Below are 13,642 nucleotides of genomic sequence, written 5' to 3'. Positions count from 1 at the left end.
ACTATTTATTTTTATTTGTTTTAGTAAATATTTTTTTCTTATTTATATCCTTTTCAGACGCTATTTCTCCATCCATATAAAACTCCCATTTACCTTCTCTTTTACCATTTTTATACATTCCTGTTTCTCTTAAATCACCATTCAATTCAAAATACTTAGCCAATCCATTTGGTTTTCCGTCTTTATATTCAACTTCTTCAATCAAAACACCATCACTAGAATATTTTTTAGAAACACCATTTTTAAGACCATTTTTATACTCGGTAATTTCTGCTGGTTTTTTATTCGGATAATAATTAATCAATTCGCCTTCTAATTTTCCGTCTTTATAGAATTCTTTTGACATTATTTTTCCATCCGAAAAATAATATTCCCAAGCACCCACTCTTTTTTTATCAACAAAAAAACCTTTACTCTTTAACACCCCATTCACAGAATAAAAAGAAACATCCACGGAATCACTTGTAGCAGAGAATTTTTTAATGATAGTTGGGTATTTAGAATCTGTAATGTCATAAAATTTAAAAACACCAATTTCTTTTCCGTTTTTAAACCTACCTGTATAGCGTATTCTTTTATTAGGATGATATTTTCTCCAAACACCAGTTCTTTTATTATTATCATTAAACTGATTTATTTTTTGAGCGTTAGAATCTATAGTCGCAAAAAAGAAAGTAGAAAACAATAAAACAAAAGATAGTCTTTTTATATTTAGCATGGCAAAAATTTTACAGTAAATATACATCAACCAAACCAAAAATGAGCATTATTTTTTTAACTGAATTATTGAATAGCATCGAAAATGCTAAAAAAGAGAACCGCCAAAGAGCAGCCAATATTATTATTGATAATCAAAAATTATTTAAAGATTTAGTGAGTATTACTTTTAATGTTGATAACAAAATTTCAATTAAAGCAGCTTGGGTTTTAGAATGGGTTTGTACATACCACGATTTAAACTATATTTTACCTTTTTTAGATGATTTTACCAAAAAAATCAACACTTTAAAATTCGACGGAGCTATAAGACCATGTGCAAAAATTTGCGAACACTTGGCAAATGCATATTACGCAAAACATCAAAATAAAGTTAAAGAACAATTGCAACAAAAACATATAGATGCTATTGTAGAAACTGGTTTCGATTGGTTAATTACCCCTCAAAAAATTGCTGTTAGAGCATACACCATGAACACCTTATACTTATTTGGATTGGAAAAAGACTGGGTTCATGCCGAATTAAAACATTTAATTGAAACTAAAATAATTCATGAAAGTAAAGGCACAAAAGCACGTGGTAAACATGTGCTTGAAATGATAGAAAAACATCGTAAATCTCGTTTATAAATCTGTTTAAATCCGTATTTTTGCAGTTAACAACAAAATTAAAATGAACTTAACACAATTAAATGCCATTTCTCCAATAGATGGACGTTACAGAGGTAAAATATCAAAATTAGCAAACTACTTTTCTGAAGAAGCTTTAATAAAATATAGAGTTCGTGTAGAAATTGAGTATTTTATTGCTTTATGCGAAATCCCTTTGCCTCAATTGGCAGATTTTAATAGTGATTTATTTGACGATTTGCGTAAAATTTATATTGATTTTACTACAGAGGATGCTCAAAAAATAAAAGATATTGAGAAAATTACAAATCACGATGTAAAAGCTGTTGAGTATTTTATAAAAGAAAAATTTGATGCTTTAGGTTTACAAAAAGACAAAGAGTTCATCCATTTTGGATTGACTTCTCAAGATATTAATAACACAGCCATTCCTTTATCGATAAAGGAAGCTATGAATGATGTTTTTGTACCTCATTATTTTGAAGTCTTAGAAAAATTACAAGAATTGGTTGTAGAATGGGCAGACATTTCTATGTTGGCAAGAACTCATGGTCAACCAGCTTCGCCAACAAGATTAGGCAAAGAAATTGATGTTTATGTAGTTCGTTTAAAAGAGCAATTTAATTTATTAAATGACATACCAAGTGCTGCTAAATTTGGTGGTGCAACCGGTAATTATAATGCGCACAAAGTGGCTTACCCAACAATTGATTGGAAAGCTTTTGGAACCGATTTTGTTCAAGAAAAATTGGGTTTACAACACTCTTTTCCAACTACACAAATAGAACATTACGATCATATGGCTGCGTTGTTCGATACATTAAAACGCATCAACACCATTATTATAGATTTAGACAGAGATTTCTGGACCTATGTTTCTATGGATTATTTTAAACAAAAAATTAAAAAAGGTGAAGTGGGTAGTTCTGCAATGCCACATAAAGTAAACCCTATTGATTTTGAGAATTCTGAAGGAAATTTAGGCATTGCAAACGCAATTTTTGAACATCTTTCTGCCAAATTACCAATATCAAGATTACAAAGAGATTTAACAGATAGTACTGTTTTGCGAAATGTAGGTGTACCTTTTGGTCATACAATTATTGCATTTACATCTACCTTAAAAGGCCTAAATAAATTATTGTTAAACAAAGAAAAGTTTGAACAAGACTTAGAAAACAATTGGGCCGTGGTTGCAGAGGCTATACAAACTATTTTAAGACGTGAAGCGTATCCAAATCCTTATGAAACTTTGAAAGGATTGACGAGAACTAACGAAAAAATAAACCAAAATTCTATTGCTAATTTTATTGATACTTTAGAAGTTTCTGATGAAATTAAAAATGAATTAAAAGCCATTACACCAAGCAATTATACAGGGATTTAGTTTGGTTTGGAAATTTGAATTTTGAGGTTAGGAGTTGGAAGTTGGAAATTGTACATTTAAAATTATAATGAAGTTTTGATTATGAAAGATAAGAATAACGAATTAACTAGAACTAAAAAATTGGAAGTCGGATGTTGGAATACTTCAAATAAAATTCAAACTTTATGTTTCATAGTCTTGTCTTCAATTCTATTCCTTTTTTCTTGTAAATCAGAATTTAAAGACAATTCGAATCAATTTAAAGAAGGGGTTTTTGAAATTCCTGCTGGCGATGATTTTGTAAAAGAAACCATCATCAGAAAAGATACCATACAAATTAGTAAATATGGAGATCAAATTGATACCTTATCCATTAAATGGAAAAATAATTTTTTCTATACATTAAAATATATCAACCCTAAAAATAGTTTGCAAGAAGACCCAATGTTTATACAAATTAATAAGATTCGTGAGAATTCTTATGATTTTACCGTAAAAATTGGTTTTTCAAAGTTTTCAAAAAAAGGAACTATTTATAAAATAAAATAAATGGATCTATTTTTACAAGCAGAAACCTGGGTTTCTTTAGTTACACTTACGTTTTTAGAAATTGTTTTAGGTATAGATAATATTATTTTTATTTCTATATCAGCAAATAAACTCCCTAAAAATCAAGTAAAAAAAGCAACCTTATTGGGTTTAGGTTTGGCAATGATTACCAGAATTCTACTCTTATTTAGTGTATCTTATTTAATTGCTTTAAAAAACCCGTTTTTTACAATAGATATCGGTTGGTTTAAAACAGGTTTAACTGGGCAAAGTATCATTTTATTTTTAGGTGGTATTTTTTTATTATACAAAAGCACCAACGAAATAAGACAAAAAGTTGAAAAAACAAATGTAGACCAAGTATTAAAAACGCCAAAAGTAATTTCTTTTAAAAGTGTTATTTTTCAAATTATACTCATTGATATTGTTTTTTCTTTTGATAGTATTTTAACTGCAGTTGGAATGACAAACGGAATTGATGGTGCATTGATTATTATGATTATTGCAGTGATAGTTTCTATCATAATTATGATGATTTTCTCACAACCCATCAATACTTTTGTAGAAAGAAATCCTACAATTCAAATGTTGGCATTGTCTTTTTTAATTTTAATAGGTTTTATGCTAATTGCAGAAGGTGCACATTTGTCACATACAACATTTTTTAACAAAACTGTAGGAGTAATTCCTAAGGGATATTTGTATTTTGCCATCGCATTTTCGTTAAGTGTAGAATTGTTGAATTTAAGAATTAGAAAGAAAAAATAATATCAAAACGTTTCAAAAACATATCGGTATTTTTCTATTGGCAATATTTTTATTGCCAATAACCCTTAATTCCATTCATGATGCTCTGAATCATGAACATACCGTTTGTAATTCTAAAATTGAACAACATATTCATCAAAAAGATATTGACTGTTCTTTACATTTACTAAAACAAAGCAGTTCTTTTTTAACAAGCTTAGATTATTCTATTCTTTTAAATACTAACATTTCTAAAGATGTTAGTACACAATATAGTTTCTTAAAAAATCATTATCAATTATCGTTTTCTTTAAGAGGGCCACCTCTGTATGTTCAAGCTTAAAACTTATTTTTTGAACATAAAACAACATAATGCAAAAACTTATTTTTTGTTGTGCTTTTTTGATTTGTATTTGTACAAACGCTTTTGCACAAGATTGTGGTATTACATTTAAAGGGAAAATTATCGATTTTCACGATAAAACACCAATAGTTGGTGCATCTGTGGCTATTTTAAATTTAAAAAAATACACGACATCAGATCTTGATGGAAATTTTGAAATAAACAATCTCTGTAGTGGAAAAATAATAGTAGAAATTCGTCATATTTCTTGTGATACGAAGCGAATTACTATCACCTTACAAGAAAATCTTTCAAAAGAAATATTTTTAGAGCATCATTTAGAAAAATTGAATGAGGTTGTTGTAAAAACGAACACAAAAACTGAACAAACAAGTGTAGAACAATCTATTAAAAAAGGTGTAATTCAAGATTTTACAGATAAATCTTTAGGTGATGTCTTAAATACAATTAGTGGTGTATCATCTTTAAACACAGGAAATTCAATTGTAAAACCAATGATTCAAGGTTTACATAGTAGCAGGTTATTAATTATTAATAATAATGTAAGAATGTTTGACCAAGAATGGGGTGATGAACACGCCCCAAATATCGATATTAATGCTAGCGATAGAATTGATGTGATAAAAGGAGCAAATACCTTAAAGTATGGTAGTGATGCAATTGGTGGCTTAATTATATTAAAACCTAAAAAGTATGCCCTGGTAAATGATATGTTTGGTAGCACTGTAACTTCTTTGAATTCTAATGGTTTAGGTGGTAATATAAATTCTGAAATTGTGAAAACATATGCATCAGGTTTTTACACCAAACTGCAAATGAATTACAAACAATTTGGAGACTTTAAAACACCAAATTACAGTTTAACAAATAGTGGCCTTAAAAGTTTAAATGGTTCATTTAGATTTGGATTCAACAGTTTCGAAAAAGGGTTTGATGCTTATTACAGTTATGTTGATAACGAATTTGCTATTTTACGCGCTTCTCATATTGGTAATGTGAATGATTTGGTCAATGCCATAAATAGTCCAGAACCTAGAATTATTGAAGATTTTTCGTATGATATTGCAAATCCTAGGCAGTCAATTTTACATCATTTAGGAAAAATTGAGGCTTACCAACGTTTTAAAGGATTTGGAAAATTAACCTTACAATACGATTTTCAAATTAATAGACGTAAAGAGTTTGACACAAGAAGGGGAGATTTAAAAAATACACCTGTTATCGATTTACAATTATTTACCAATAGTATTCAAACTGATCTTATAATAGATTATTTAAATGATGTAAAAATAAATACAGGTTTGTTGGTTCGTTATCAAAAAAATGTAGCATTTAGTACTGGTACAAGAGCTTTAATACCCGATTTTAATAAGTTTGAGGCAGGAATGTATGCGATTGCAAATTATAACTTAAACGAAACTAGTAAACTAAGTGCAGGAATTCGTTATGATTTTTCATCCATCAATGCAAGCAAAACCTATAATCTTACAGATTGGAATGAAACCTATAATTATGATGAATTGTTTCCAGAATTTGAGGAATCAATTGATAATACTCGAATTTTAACCAATCCTGAATTTACTTTTCACAACATTTCAGCGAGTTTAGGTTACAGCAAAGCGTTTGAGAATGATTTATCTTTATTTGCAAATTATGGTTTAGCTTCTAGAATGCCAAATCCGTCAGAATTATTTAGTGATGGTTTACACCATAGTGCAGCGAGATTAGAGTATGGTTTTTTAACAATGAAAAAAGAAGTTGCCAACAAATTTGTAATTTCTCTAGAAAAAAAGAGTACTGATTTTGGTTTTACGATAAGCCCATATTACAAATACATTAATGATTTTATTCAGTTGATTCCTTTTGGAGTAGACACGAACATAAGAGGTGCTTTCCCTGAATGGAAATACATTCAAGTAGATGCACAACTTTTTGGGATTGATGTAGATGTTTACAAAAAAATTAGTACTAATTTTCAATATTCAGGAAATATTAGTTTGCTACAAGGAGATAATTTAACAGATGATATTCCTTTAATTCACATGCCTGCAACTAATTTTAAAAATCAAATATCATACACTAATACTGATATAAATCAGTTCACAATTGGGTTGAGTCATACAACGATTTTACAGCAAAACCGATTTCCAGATTACAACTTTTACACTTACAATGCTACTTTACAACAAGATGTTTTTGTAGATATAAGCTCAACACCACCTACTTATTCTTTATTTGGATTAAACACCTCTGCAATGTTTACTATTTTTAAAGAAAGTGATTTAGAAGTAGCATTTAACATTGATAACCTGTTCAATGTAGCTTACAGAGAACATTTAAACCGATTACGATATTTTGCAGATGATTTAGGAAGAAACTATAACCTAAAAATTAAAATAAACTATTAAATTAAAATTATGAAAATTTCAAATACATACACAATTACAAAATTATTAGCCATATTATTTATCTCAGTTTTATCATTTACAAGTTGTGAAGATGAACATGATGATCACCACCATGATCATGAAGAGGAATTAATTACCACCGTAAACTACACTTTAACCAATGGTAATGATATAGTTACATTAACTTTTAGTGACCCAGATGGTGAAGGTGGAAATGATGGTACATACAACATTTCAGGTCCTTTAACTGCAAATACTACTTACACTGGTATTGTTGAATTGTTAAATGAATCTGAATCTCCAGCTGAAGATATTACTGAAGAAGTAAAAACTGAAGGTGATGAACATGAATTTTTCTATAGCACAAACATTGCAACGATTACCAAAACAGATGAAGATGCTGATGGAAATCCATTAGGTATTGAAACTTCTGTTGTAACTGGAAATGCAGGCTCAGGAAGCATTACAGTAGTATTAATTCACGAACCTACAAAACCAAATACGGGTCTTGCAAATGCAGGAGGAAGTAGAGATGTAGAAGTAACCTTTAATGTTACTATACAATAAAATTCTTCTATTTTAAAAGTGTAAAGCAGCTATTTTTAGCTGCTTTTGCTTTTAAAAAAATTCAATTATTCTTAATATTATCCTATTTTAGTAAAACTATTTTTATGATAACCCAGCTAAAACATGTCTAAAGAAATCATTTTAAATGAAATTATTACAGGGTATCGAAATCTTATAAAAGAACGTTATCAATATCAGATTTTAAAGGATGATTATGATTTTCCTGAAACGATAAATGAAACTGTTTTAAATAACATAAAAAATTACTTTTTAACTTATGTATATCCTGATGTTGAGAAACGAGCAACCTTAAATGAAGCCTTTAATTCTTTAGATGAGTTTATAAAACATCCCGAAAAATTATTGAACTTAGTTTTAGATTCTTTCCAATTAATATTTACCCATGGCAGGCATTTACCCAAAATATTCAATGCCGGTTTAAAAGCCATGAAGTCGTTTCGAGGAGCCACAAAATTTGAAAATGCTTTAGTAATTAAAGCCAATAATAAAAAGATTGCACCTACCTACTCCACTAAAAAAATAAATTCTTTAATTCAATTATTACCCTATCATGAAATTGAAGAATTTATGAAAAATACTGAAACCTTCTTTAACATTATTTATGATAAGGAACTGGTTGAAAAAATTAAAGAAATCATAGGATTCTTGATTTCTAAAATGAAAAAAAAGCCAAAAGTATTTTCTAAAAAAGAAATTTTTGGTTTAGAATTAGCCTTAGAAACCATTACCAAAGGAGAAGAAATGTTAAATAAACTTACCGAAAAAGATCAAGAAATTTTAATTGATTTTGTTTTACAAATTGAAAAAGATCATATGAAAAAGCTGTTTTCAAAATAATTTATTGTACGTATTTTGTTTTTTTAATGTTACTTAAAAATATAAAAGCAGCTAAGAAAAAAATGGCCAACGCTAAAACACTAGATTGAATTGTAAATATTGAATTTAACAAGCCAAAAGTAATCATACCAACCACTAATGCTATTTTTTCGGTTACATCAAAGAAACTAAAATAAGACGTTGTATCTTCTGTTTTTGGCAATAATTTAGAATAGGTAGATCTTGCTAAAGATTGTATTGCCCCCATTACCAAGCCAATCAATCCGCCTAAAATATAAAAATACATTTCGATATTTGGAGTATCTTTTGTTAAATTAAATCCTATAAAACATACCAAACCCCATATTGCAATAGTTAATTTTAAGGTGGCAATATTCCCGATTTTATTAGACAATCTCGAAAACAAAAAAGCGCCTAAAATACCTACAAACTGAACGATTAATATAGTACCTATTAAATTTAAGGTTGCTAAACCTAATATAGTTCCAAAAATACCAGCCATTAAAATAATAGTTTGTACACCAATACTTAGTAGAAAAAAGGAAATCAAGAAAATTTTTAACTCTCTATATTGAAAAAGTTGGTGAGCAACCATTTTAATTTCTTTTAATCCTTTTTTAAAATAATTGTCTTTTGGCAATAATTTCTTTTCTTCATTTGGTAATCTTGCATAGGTAATTTGTGCAAAACCTAGCCACCAAATTCCGACTAAAACAAAAGATAATTGAGAACCAAATTGTTTATCAAAATAGCCAAAAACTTCAGTTTCTATCAAAATTAAACATAAAATCAACAAGATAATAGAACCTGTATAGCCTAACATAAAACCTTTGGCGCTTACATTATCTTGTTGTTCTGGGTGTGCAACTTCTGGCAAATACGCATTATAAAACACAATACTACCCCAAAAACCAATACTTGCTAAAATGGTAAAAACAATACCTACCCAAAGTGTTTCTTTATCAGAAAAAAAGAATAAACACATTACAGATATAGAGCCTAACAAACAAAATCCTTTTAAAAATTTCTTTTTATTTCCTGCATAATCTGCAATACCTGATAACATTGGAGACATAAATGCCACTACCAAAAAAGAAAACGCTAAGGCATAATCATATAAAGTAATAGGATTCCAATCTGTCCCTAAAAATGCTATTTTTCCTTCTGCATTTGCAAAACCTTTAGAAGTAGTTAAGCCAGCGTAATAAATAGGAAAAATGGCTGTACCTATTACCAACGAGTATACAGAATTTGCCCAATCATAAAATGCCCAAGCATTTATTAATTTTTTATCTCCTATTTTTAACATAAAACTTGTTTTTTGATGTGAAATTTTACCTACTGAAACAAGTTCAGTATTTGTTTAAAAAAAATTTTAAACAAAAAAACCGTTCAAAAAACAATTTTTGAACGGCTACAATATAGGAAATCTATTTATTTTACAACTCCTTTTGAATTATATTGCGCTGCATATTTTTTAGCAGTTGGTAAATAACTTTTTAAATCTTGTATTCTAGAAGCATTAGATGGATGTGTGCTTAAGATTTCTGGAGTAGAACCTCCCCCAGATTTTTCACTCATTCTTACCCATACTTCTGCTGCTTCAGTACCATCATACCCAGCCATAATCATAAAAACTAATCCTAATCTGTCTGCTTCTTGCTCGTGTACTCTGCTAAATTTTAGCATGCCTAAACCAGAACCGATTCCAAAAGCTGTATTCCAAATTTTTTGACTTTCATTACTTTTTCCAGAAGTTCCTAAAGCTACAGCCAAACCACCAATTTGTTGTAATTGTCCTTGAGACATTCTTTCTTGACCATGTTTTGCAAAAGCGTGAGCAACTTCGTGTCCCATAACAGCAGCAACACCATCTTCATTGGCACAAATTGGCATTATACCCGTGTAAAAAACAACCTTTCCTCCTGGCATACACCAAGCATTTACAGTTTTATCTTCAATTAAATTAAATTCCCATTTATAAGAGTTTGCTTCATCAACCATATTGTTAGCACGCATAAAGCGATCTACTGCAGCAGAGATGTTTTTACCCACATTTTTTACCTGATTACTCATTGTTCTGTTGGTAGATAATTTGTTTTCTTTTAAGAAACTGTTATATTGATTAAAACTTGCAGGTAAAACTTGCGCATCACTTACAAAATTTACACGCTTTCTTCCTGTAATAGGTACTGTACTACATTCTACAAATAAGAAAACTGTAATTACTGCTATGGCTATTTTTTTCATTTTTTAACTTTTTGATTCTGCATTATAAGACACGAAATATGTAATTTAGTCACAAAATGAGAATATTTAATTTTGTTAAAATTACGTATTCTATTTATATTTAAAAAATAAAATTTAATGTCGTTTTTACTACAATAATGTTGAGGTAAATGTAAGTTCTTAAGCAAATATTCGTCTAAAGAAGAGAGGTGTACTGATAATCACTGGTTGATTGTGTTATTGAGATAGCCTTTTTAGAAAAAAGATAATAAAAGATTTTATAAAACAAAAAAATATGAAAAAAATAACAAGCATCTTTATTTTAGTGTTGATGATGAGTTGTGTTGGCAATGCTCAAAATTCATCCGAAGAAAAAAAGAAAACATACAAAGTAGAAAAAACAGATGCTGAATGGAAAAAAATATTATCGCCAATGGCATATTACGTTTTAAGAGAAGCTGGTACAGAAAGAGCATTCACAAGCCCTTTAAACAATGAAAAAAAAGAAGGAATTTTTGTTTGTGCAGCTTGTGAAACACCTCTATACAAATCGAAACATAAATACGATTCTGGTTCTGGATGGCCATCATTTGATAGAGCAATAAAAGGAAATGTAGAAAAAGATGTAGATTATAAAATAGGTTATGCAAGAACAGAGTTAAAATGCAATACTTGTGGTGGCCATTTAGGACATTCTTTTGACGATGGCCCAAGTGAAACCACAGGAAAACGTCATTGTATTAATGGAGCTGCTTTAAAGTTTATACCTTCAGAAGAAAAATTATAGTATTTTTAAACTATCTATAAATAAGATATTTCTTAATATGTTGAGGCACTTATAAAAGCATTTTATTTTGTCGTAGATAAGATAAGTTTTTAATACCCTTTACTCTTGGTTGTTTATTAATGTAAGATTTGCTAACATTCAAAATGCTAGAATTGTATAGCCAACTTGTTTTATATCAAAAGCTGTAAAAAATTGAGAATTAAATACCTTCTAACCAAGTTTTAAAAGCTGCTACTTTATCTCTACTAACAATTATTTCTTTTTCTGAATTTACAACTACTACAATTTTTAAACGGCTGTTGGAATACACAATTACGTCTTTTATGGCACTGATATTAATAATAAACGAACGATTTACTCTAAAAAACATTTTAGCACTAAGCAAACTATTCAAATCTTCTAATTTAAAATCTACAATAAATTTCTTACCTTCTTTAGTGGCCAAATACACGGTTCTCCCATCAGCAAAAAATAAGGCAATCTCTTCTGTTTTTATTGATTTGATGTGGTTTCCTAAACGCACTAAAAAACGGTCTTTGACTTTCTTATGTTGCCCAACTTCAACTATTTTTGATAATGATACTGGGTTAAAGAGTGTATGCATTGATTTTAACTTTTTCATGGCTCTAGCAATGTCTGTAAACGTAATTGGTTTTAATACATAATCAATACTATTTACTTTAAAAGCATCTACAGCATATTCATCAAAAGCAGTAGTAAAAATTACAGGTTTAAGTATTTTAGTTTGGTTAAAAATTTCAAAACTTAAACCATCTGTTAATTGAATATCCATAAAAACAACATCGTAATTGGTATGTGTATTTAACCAATGTACAGCATCAGAAATACTAGATAATACTACAATTATTTTAAGCTCACTATTATACTTTAATAAATAGCGTTCTAGTTTTTCTGCTGCTAATTGTTCGTCCTCAATAATAACAATGTTTTTCATTAGGCTATTATTTTAAGTTTAGGTAAAAATATTTTACGTGTTTTATCTTCATCCACAATTTCAATTTTATGTTTGTTATAAATGGCATAAGATGCCACCACTTCTTTAATTTTTTTAAGGTTAAAAGAAGTCGTAATTTTATCATTTTTATAATAAGAAATCTCTAAAAACTCCTTAGTTTCATTAAATTGAATTTCTAATATTTCTGAAGCATTACAAATCGCGGTTCTTACAATTTGTTCTACAATAATCAATAAACTTCTAGGCACTACCAAAAACGTATTTTTGCAATTATTAATGATGCAAATATTTCTATAAGGCAAATAGTTAAACAATTTAGTCAACTCACTCACCATTAAAATTTCTTCAGTAAAATCAATTAACTGCTTTTCTTTTCCTGATAAAATATACCTATAAATTGATGCTAAATGATCTATAAATTCATCTGATTTTTCTTTATCGTTTTTAATTAAAATTAATAGTGATTCGAAACTTTCAAACAACAAATCTGGGTTTATACCTTTTTTAAATTGTTGAAATTCGTCTTCAATATTTTGTTTGATAATTTTTTCGTGATGCAACTTTGCGGTATTTATCTTAAACAGATATTGATGACTGATATACAATAAGATATATATAAAAGTAATGGTACAAAATATACTATTAAAAACTAAAATTTCATCAAAAGTAACAGAAAATCCAAGGATATATGTAAAATATAAATTAATGGCTGTGGTAGCTAACAAAAAACAAAGTAGCATAGCAATACTAATTTGCAATAAGATGTAAACTAAAGAATTTTTATGTGATAAATATCGTTTAAACACAATCAATAAAATCCTTGAAAACTCTTGTATTAAATAACTTAAGGCTATACAGAAATACAATTCTTCATTGAAAAAATCTTCTTGAATTTGCGCTATATTATTGTTCAATAACAATATTAAGAGATAGACAATAATACCTGAAAAAACAGGACTTAATAAGCGAAATAAAGGTTGATGTACAAATAACTTTTTCATTGAATAATTGGTATTTGCACTTTAAAAGTATTGCCTTTAACTATTGAAATGGCTTTATTTATCAACAACAAATAACGAGAATTGATGTTTTGTAGCCCAATACCAAAAGAAGTTACATTTTTTGTTGCCACCGTAATTGTGTTTTCTACAATTATGGCTGTTTTTGTGGATGTTATTTGAATGTTTAAGATATTATCTGATGATAATTGATTGTGTTTAACAGCATTTTCTACCAGCATTTGTAGCGTTAATGGTGGTATTTTAGTAAATAAAACAGCATCATCAATACAAATTGTAACTGTAAATTTATTTTGAAACCGAGTTTGTAACAAAAATATATATGAATTTACAAATTCTAATTCTTCTTGAACAGTAATTAATTTTTGATGGTAACTTTTTAAGGTAAAATCGTACATTTTTGCCAAACGCCTTATAAACTTTTC

General features: G+C 28.5%; 15 protein-coding genes. 9 read left to right on the top strand and 6 right to left on the bottom strand.

The genetic code is table 11. The features are described 5' to 3' along the window. Position 1: 1 nt before the first annotated feature. Positions 2-718 (bottom strand): toxin-antitoxin system YwqK family antitoxin, encoded by a 717-nt coding sequence (locus tag ACTG3V_RS05910; protein ID WP_439131218.1) that lies wholly within the window; start codon positions 716-718, stop codon positions 2-4. 41 nt (positions 719-759) lie between these two features. Between ACTG3V_RS05910 and ACTG3V_RS05905 the strand changes: the two genes are divergently transcribed. From ACTG3V_RS05905 to ACTG3V_RS05870, 8 genes are all read left to right on the top strand, one after another. Then, on the top strand, positions 760-1,347 hold the full coding sequence (locus ACTG3V_RS05905; RefSeq protein WP_439131217.1) for an adenylosuccinate lyase: 588 nt from the start codon (positions 760-762) through the stop codon (positions 1,345-1,347). 43 nt (positions 1,348-1,390) lie between these two features. Beyond that, a complete protein-coding gene (gene purB, locus ACTG3V_RS05900; RefSeq protein ID WP_439131216.1) occupies positions 1,391-2,734 on the top strand; it encodes an adenylosuccinate lyase in 1,344 nt (447 codons plus the stop codon). Between the two features lie 81 nt (positions 2,735-2,815). Continuing rightward, positions 2,816-3,262 (top strand): hypothetical protein, encoded by a 447-nt coding sequence (locus tag ACTG3V_RS05895; protein WP_439131215.1) that lies wholly within the window; start codon positions 2,816-2,818, stop codon positions 3,260-3,262. Next, positions 3,263-4,030 (top strand): TerC family protein, encoded by a 768-nt coding sequence (locus tag ACTG3V_RS05890; protein ID WP_439131214.1) that lies wholly within the window; start codon positions 3,263-3,265, stop codon positions 4,028-4,030. Between the two features lie 52 nt (positions 4,031-4,082). After that, complete coding sequence (locus ACTG3V_RS05885; RefSeq protein WP_439131213.1) at positions 4,083-4,352, top strand: hypothetical protein; 270 nt, start codon at positions 4,083-4,085, stop codon at positions 4,350-4,352. Positions 4,353-4,381: 29 nt separating this feature from the next. Further along, positions 4,382-6,781: a TonB-dependent receptor gene (locus ACTG3V_RS05880; RefSeq protein WP_439131212.1), complete on the top strand. Its 2,400-nt coding sequence runs from the start codon at positions 4,382-4,384 to the stop codon at positions 6,779-6,781. Between the two features lie 9 nt (positions 6,782-6,790). Beyond that, entirely contained in the window at positions 6,791-7,348 is a 558-nt protein-coding gene (locus ACTG3V_RS05875) for a type 1 periplasmic binding fold superfamily protein (RefSeq protein WP_439131211.1), read from the top strand. Between the two features lie 123 nt (positions 7,349-7,471). Beyond that, complete coding sequence (locus tag ACTG3V_RS05870; protein WP_439131210.1) at positions 7,472-8,206, top strand: hypothetical protein; 735 nt, start codon at positions 7,472-7,474, stop codon at positions 8,204-8,206. Between the two features lies 1 nt (position 8,207). Here the strand turns inward: ACTG3V_RS05870 and ACTG3V_RS05865 are convergent, their stop codons facing one another. Together ACTG3V_RS05865 and ACTG3V_RS05860 are read right to left on the bottom strand one after the other, a co-directional pair. Then, positions 8,208-9,515 carry an MFS transporter gene (locus ACTG3V_RS05865; protein WP_439131209.1) on the bottom strand — a complete coding sequence of 436 codons (1,308 nt, stop codon included), beginning with the start codon at positions 9,513-9,515 and terminating at the stop codon, positions 8,208-8,210. A 125-nt stretch (positions 9,516-9,640) separates the two neighbouring features. Then, the gene (locus ACTG3V_RS05860) at positions 9,641-10,456 is read right to left on the bottom strand and encodes a M48 family metallopeptidase (RefSeq protein WP_439131208.1); all 816 of its coding nucleotides are present in this window, start codon (positions 10,454-10,456) and stop codon (positions 9,641-9,643) included. A 274-nt stretch (positions 10,457-10,730) separates the two neighbouring features. Here ACTG3V_RS05860 and msrB point away from each other — a divergent pair, with 274 nt between their 5' ends. Then, positions 10,731-11,222: a peptide-methionine (R)-S-oxide reductase MsrB gene (gene msrB, locus ACTG3V_RS05855; protein WP_439131207.1), complete on the top strand. Its 492-nt coding sequence runs from the start codon at positions 10,731-10,733 to the stop codon at positions 11,220-11,222. 199 nt (positions 11,223-11,421) lie between these two features. On the opposite strand, the gene ACTG3V_RS05850 is transcribed toward msrB, so the two are convergent. The 3 genes from ACTG3V_RS05850 to ACTG3V_RS05840 all read right to left on the bottom strand — a co-directional run. After that, positions 11,422-12,177 carry a LytR/AlgR family response regulator transcription factor gene (locus ACTG3V_RS05850; protein WP_439131206.1) on the bottom strand — a complete coding sequence of 252 codons (756 nt, stop codon included), beginning with the start codon at positions 12,175-12,177 and terminating at the stop codon, positions 11,422-11,424. Next, positions 12,177-13,199, bottom strand: a complete 1,023-nt coding sequence (locus tag ACTG3V_RS05845) for a histidine kinase (protein ID WP_439131205.1) — start codon at positions 13,197-13,199, stop codon at positions 12,177-12,179. Before ACTG3V_RS05845 ends, ACTG3V_RS05850 begins: the two co-directional genes overlap by 1 nt. Further along, positions 13,196-13,642: histidine kinase (locus tag ACTG3V_RS05840; RefSeq protein WP_439131204.1), on the bottom strand; the 447-nt coding region annotated here is incomplete at its 5' end. The genes ACTG3V_RS05845 and ACTG3V_RS05840, both read right to left, overlap by 4 nt.

The organism is Polaribacter sp. (genome assembly GCF_965660385.1).
In the GTDB taxonomy this organism is placed as follows: Bacteria; Bacteroidota; Bacteroidia; order Flavobacteriales; family Flavobacteriaceae; genus Polaribacter.
The sequence above is the reverse complement of the archived record's forward strand: the minus strand, read 5'-3'. Positions and strand labels throughout refer to the sequence as shown.

Bases quoted from the DNA above. Each gene is read 5' to 3' on its own strand.
- ACTG3V_RS05870 (WP_439131210.1), top strand. From the start codon at position 7,472: ATGTCTAAAGAAATCATTTTAAATGAAATTATTACAGGGTATCGAAAT.
- ACTG3V_RS05865 (WP_439131209.1), bottom strand. From the start codon at position 9,515: ATGTTAAAAATAGGAGATAAAAAATTAATAAATGCTTGGGCATTTTAT.
- ACTG3V_RS05860 (WP_439131208.1), bottom strand. From the start codon at position 10,456: ATGAAAAAAATAGCCATAGCAGTAATTACAGTTTTCTTATTTGTAGAA.
- purB (WP_439131216.1), top strand. From the start codon at position 1,391: ATGAACTTAACACAATTAAATGCCATTTCTCCAATAGATGGACGTTAC.
- ACTG3V_RS05910 (WP_439131218.1), bottom strand. From the start codon at position 718: ATGCTAAATATAAAAAGACTATCTTTTGTTTTATTGTTTTCTACTTTC.
- ACTG3V_RS05895 (WP_439131215.1), top strand. From the start codon at position 2,816: ATGAAAGATAAGAATAACGAATTAACTAGAACTAAAAAATTGGAAGTC.
- ACTG3V_RS05875 (WP_439131211.1), top strand. From the start codon at position 6,791: ATGAAAATTTCAAATACATACACAATTACAAAATTATTAGCCATATTA.
- ACTG3V_RS05880 (WP_439131212.1), top strand. From the start codon at position 4,382: ATGCAAAAACTTATTTTTTGTTGTGCTTTTTTGATTTGTATTTGTACA.
- ACTG3V_RS05890 (WP_439131214.1), top strand. From the start codon at position 3,263: ATGGATCTATTTTTACAAGCAGAAACCTGGGTTTCTTTAGTTACACTT.
- ACTG3V_RS05850 (WP_439131206.1), bottom strand. From the start codon at position 12,177: ATGAAAAACATTGTTATTATTGAGGACGAACAATTAGCAGCAGAAAAA.
- ACTG3V_RS05905 (WP_439131217.1), top strand. From the start codon at position 760: ATGAGCATTATTTTTTTAACTGAATTATTGAATAGCATCGAAAATGCT.
- ACTG3V_RS05845 (WP_439131205.1), bottom strand. From the start codon at position 13,199: ATGAAAAAGTTATTTGTACATCAACCTTTATTTCGCTTATTAAGTCCT.
- msrB (WP_439131207.1), top strand. From the start codon at position 10,731: ATGAAAAAAATAACAAGCATCTTTATTTTAGTGTTGATGATGAGTTGT.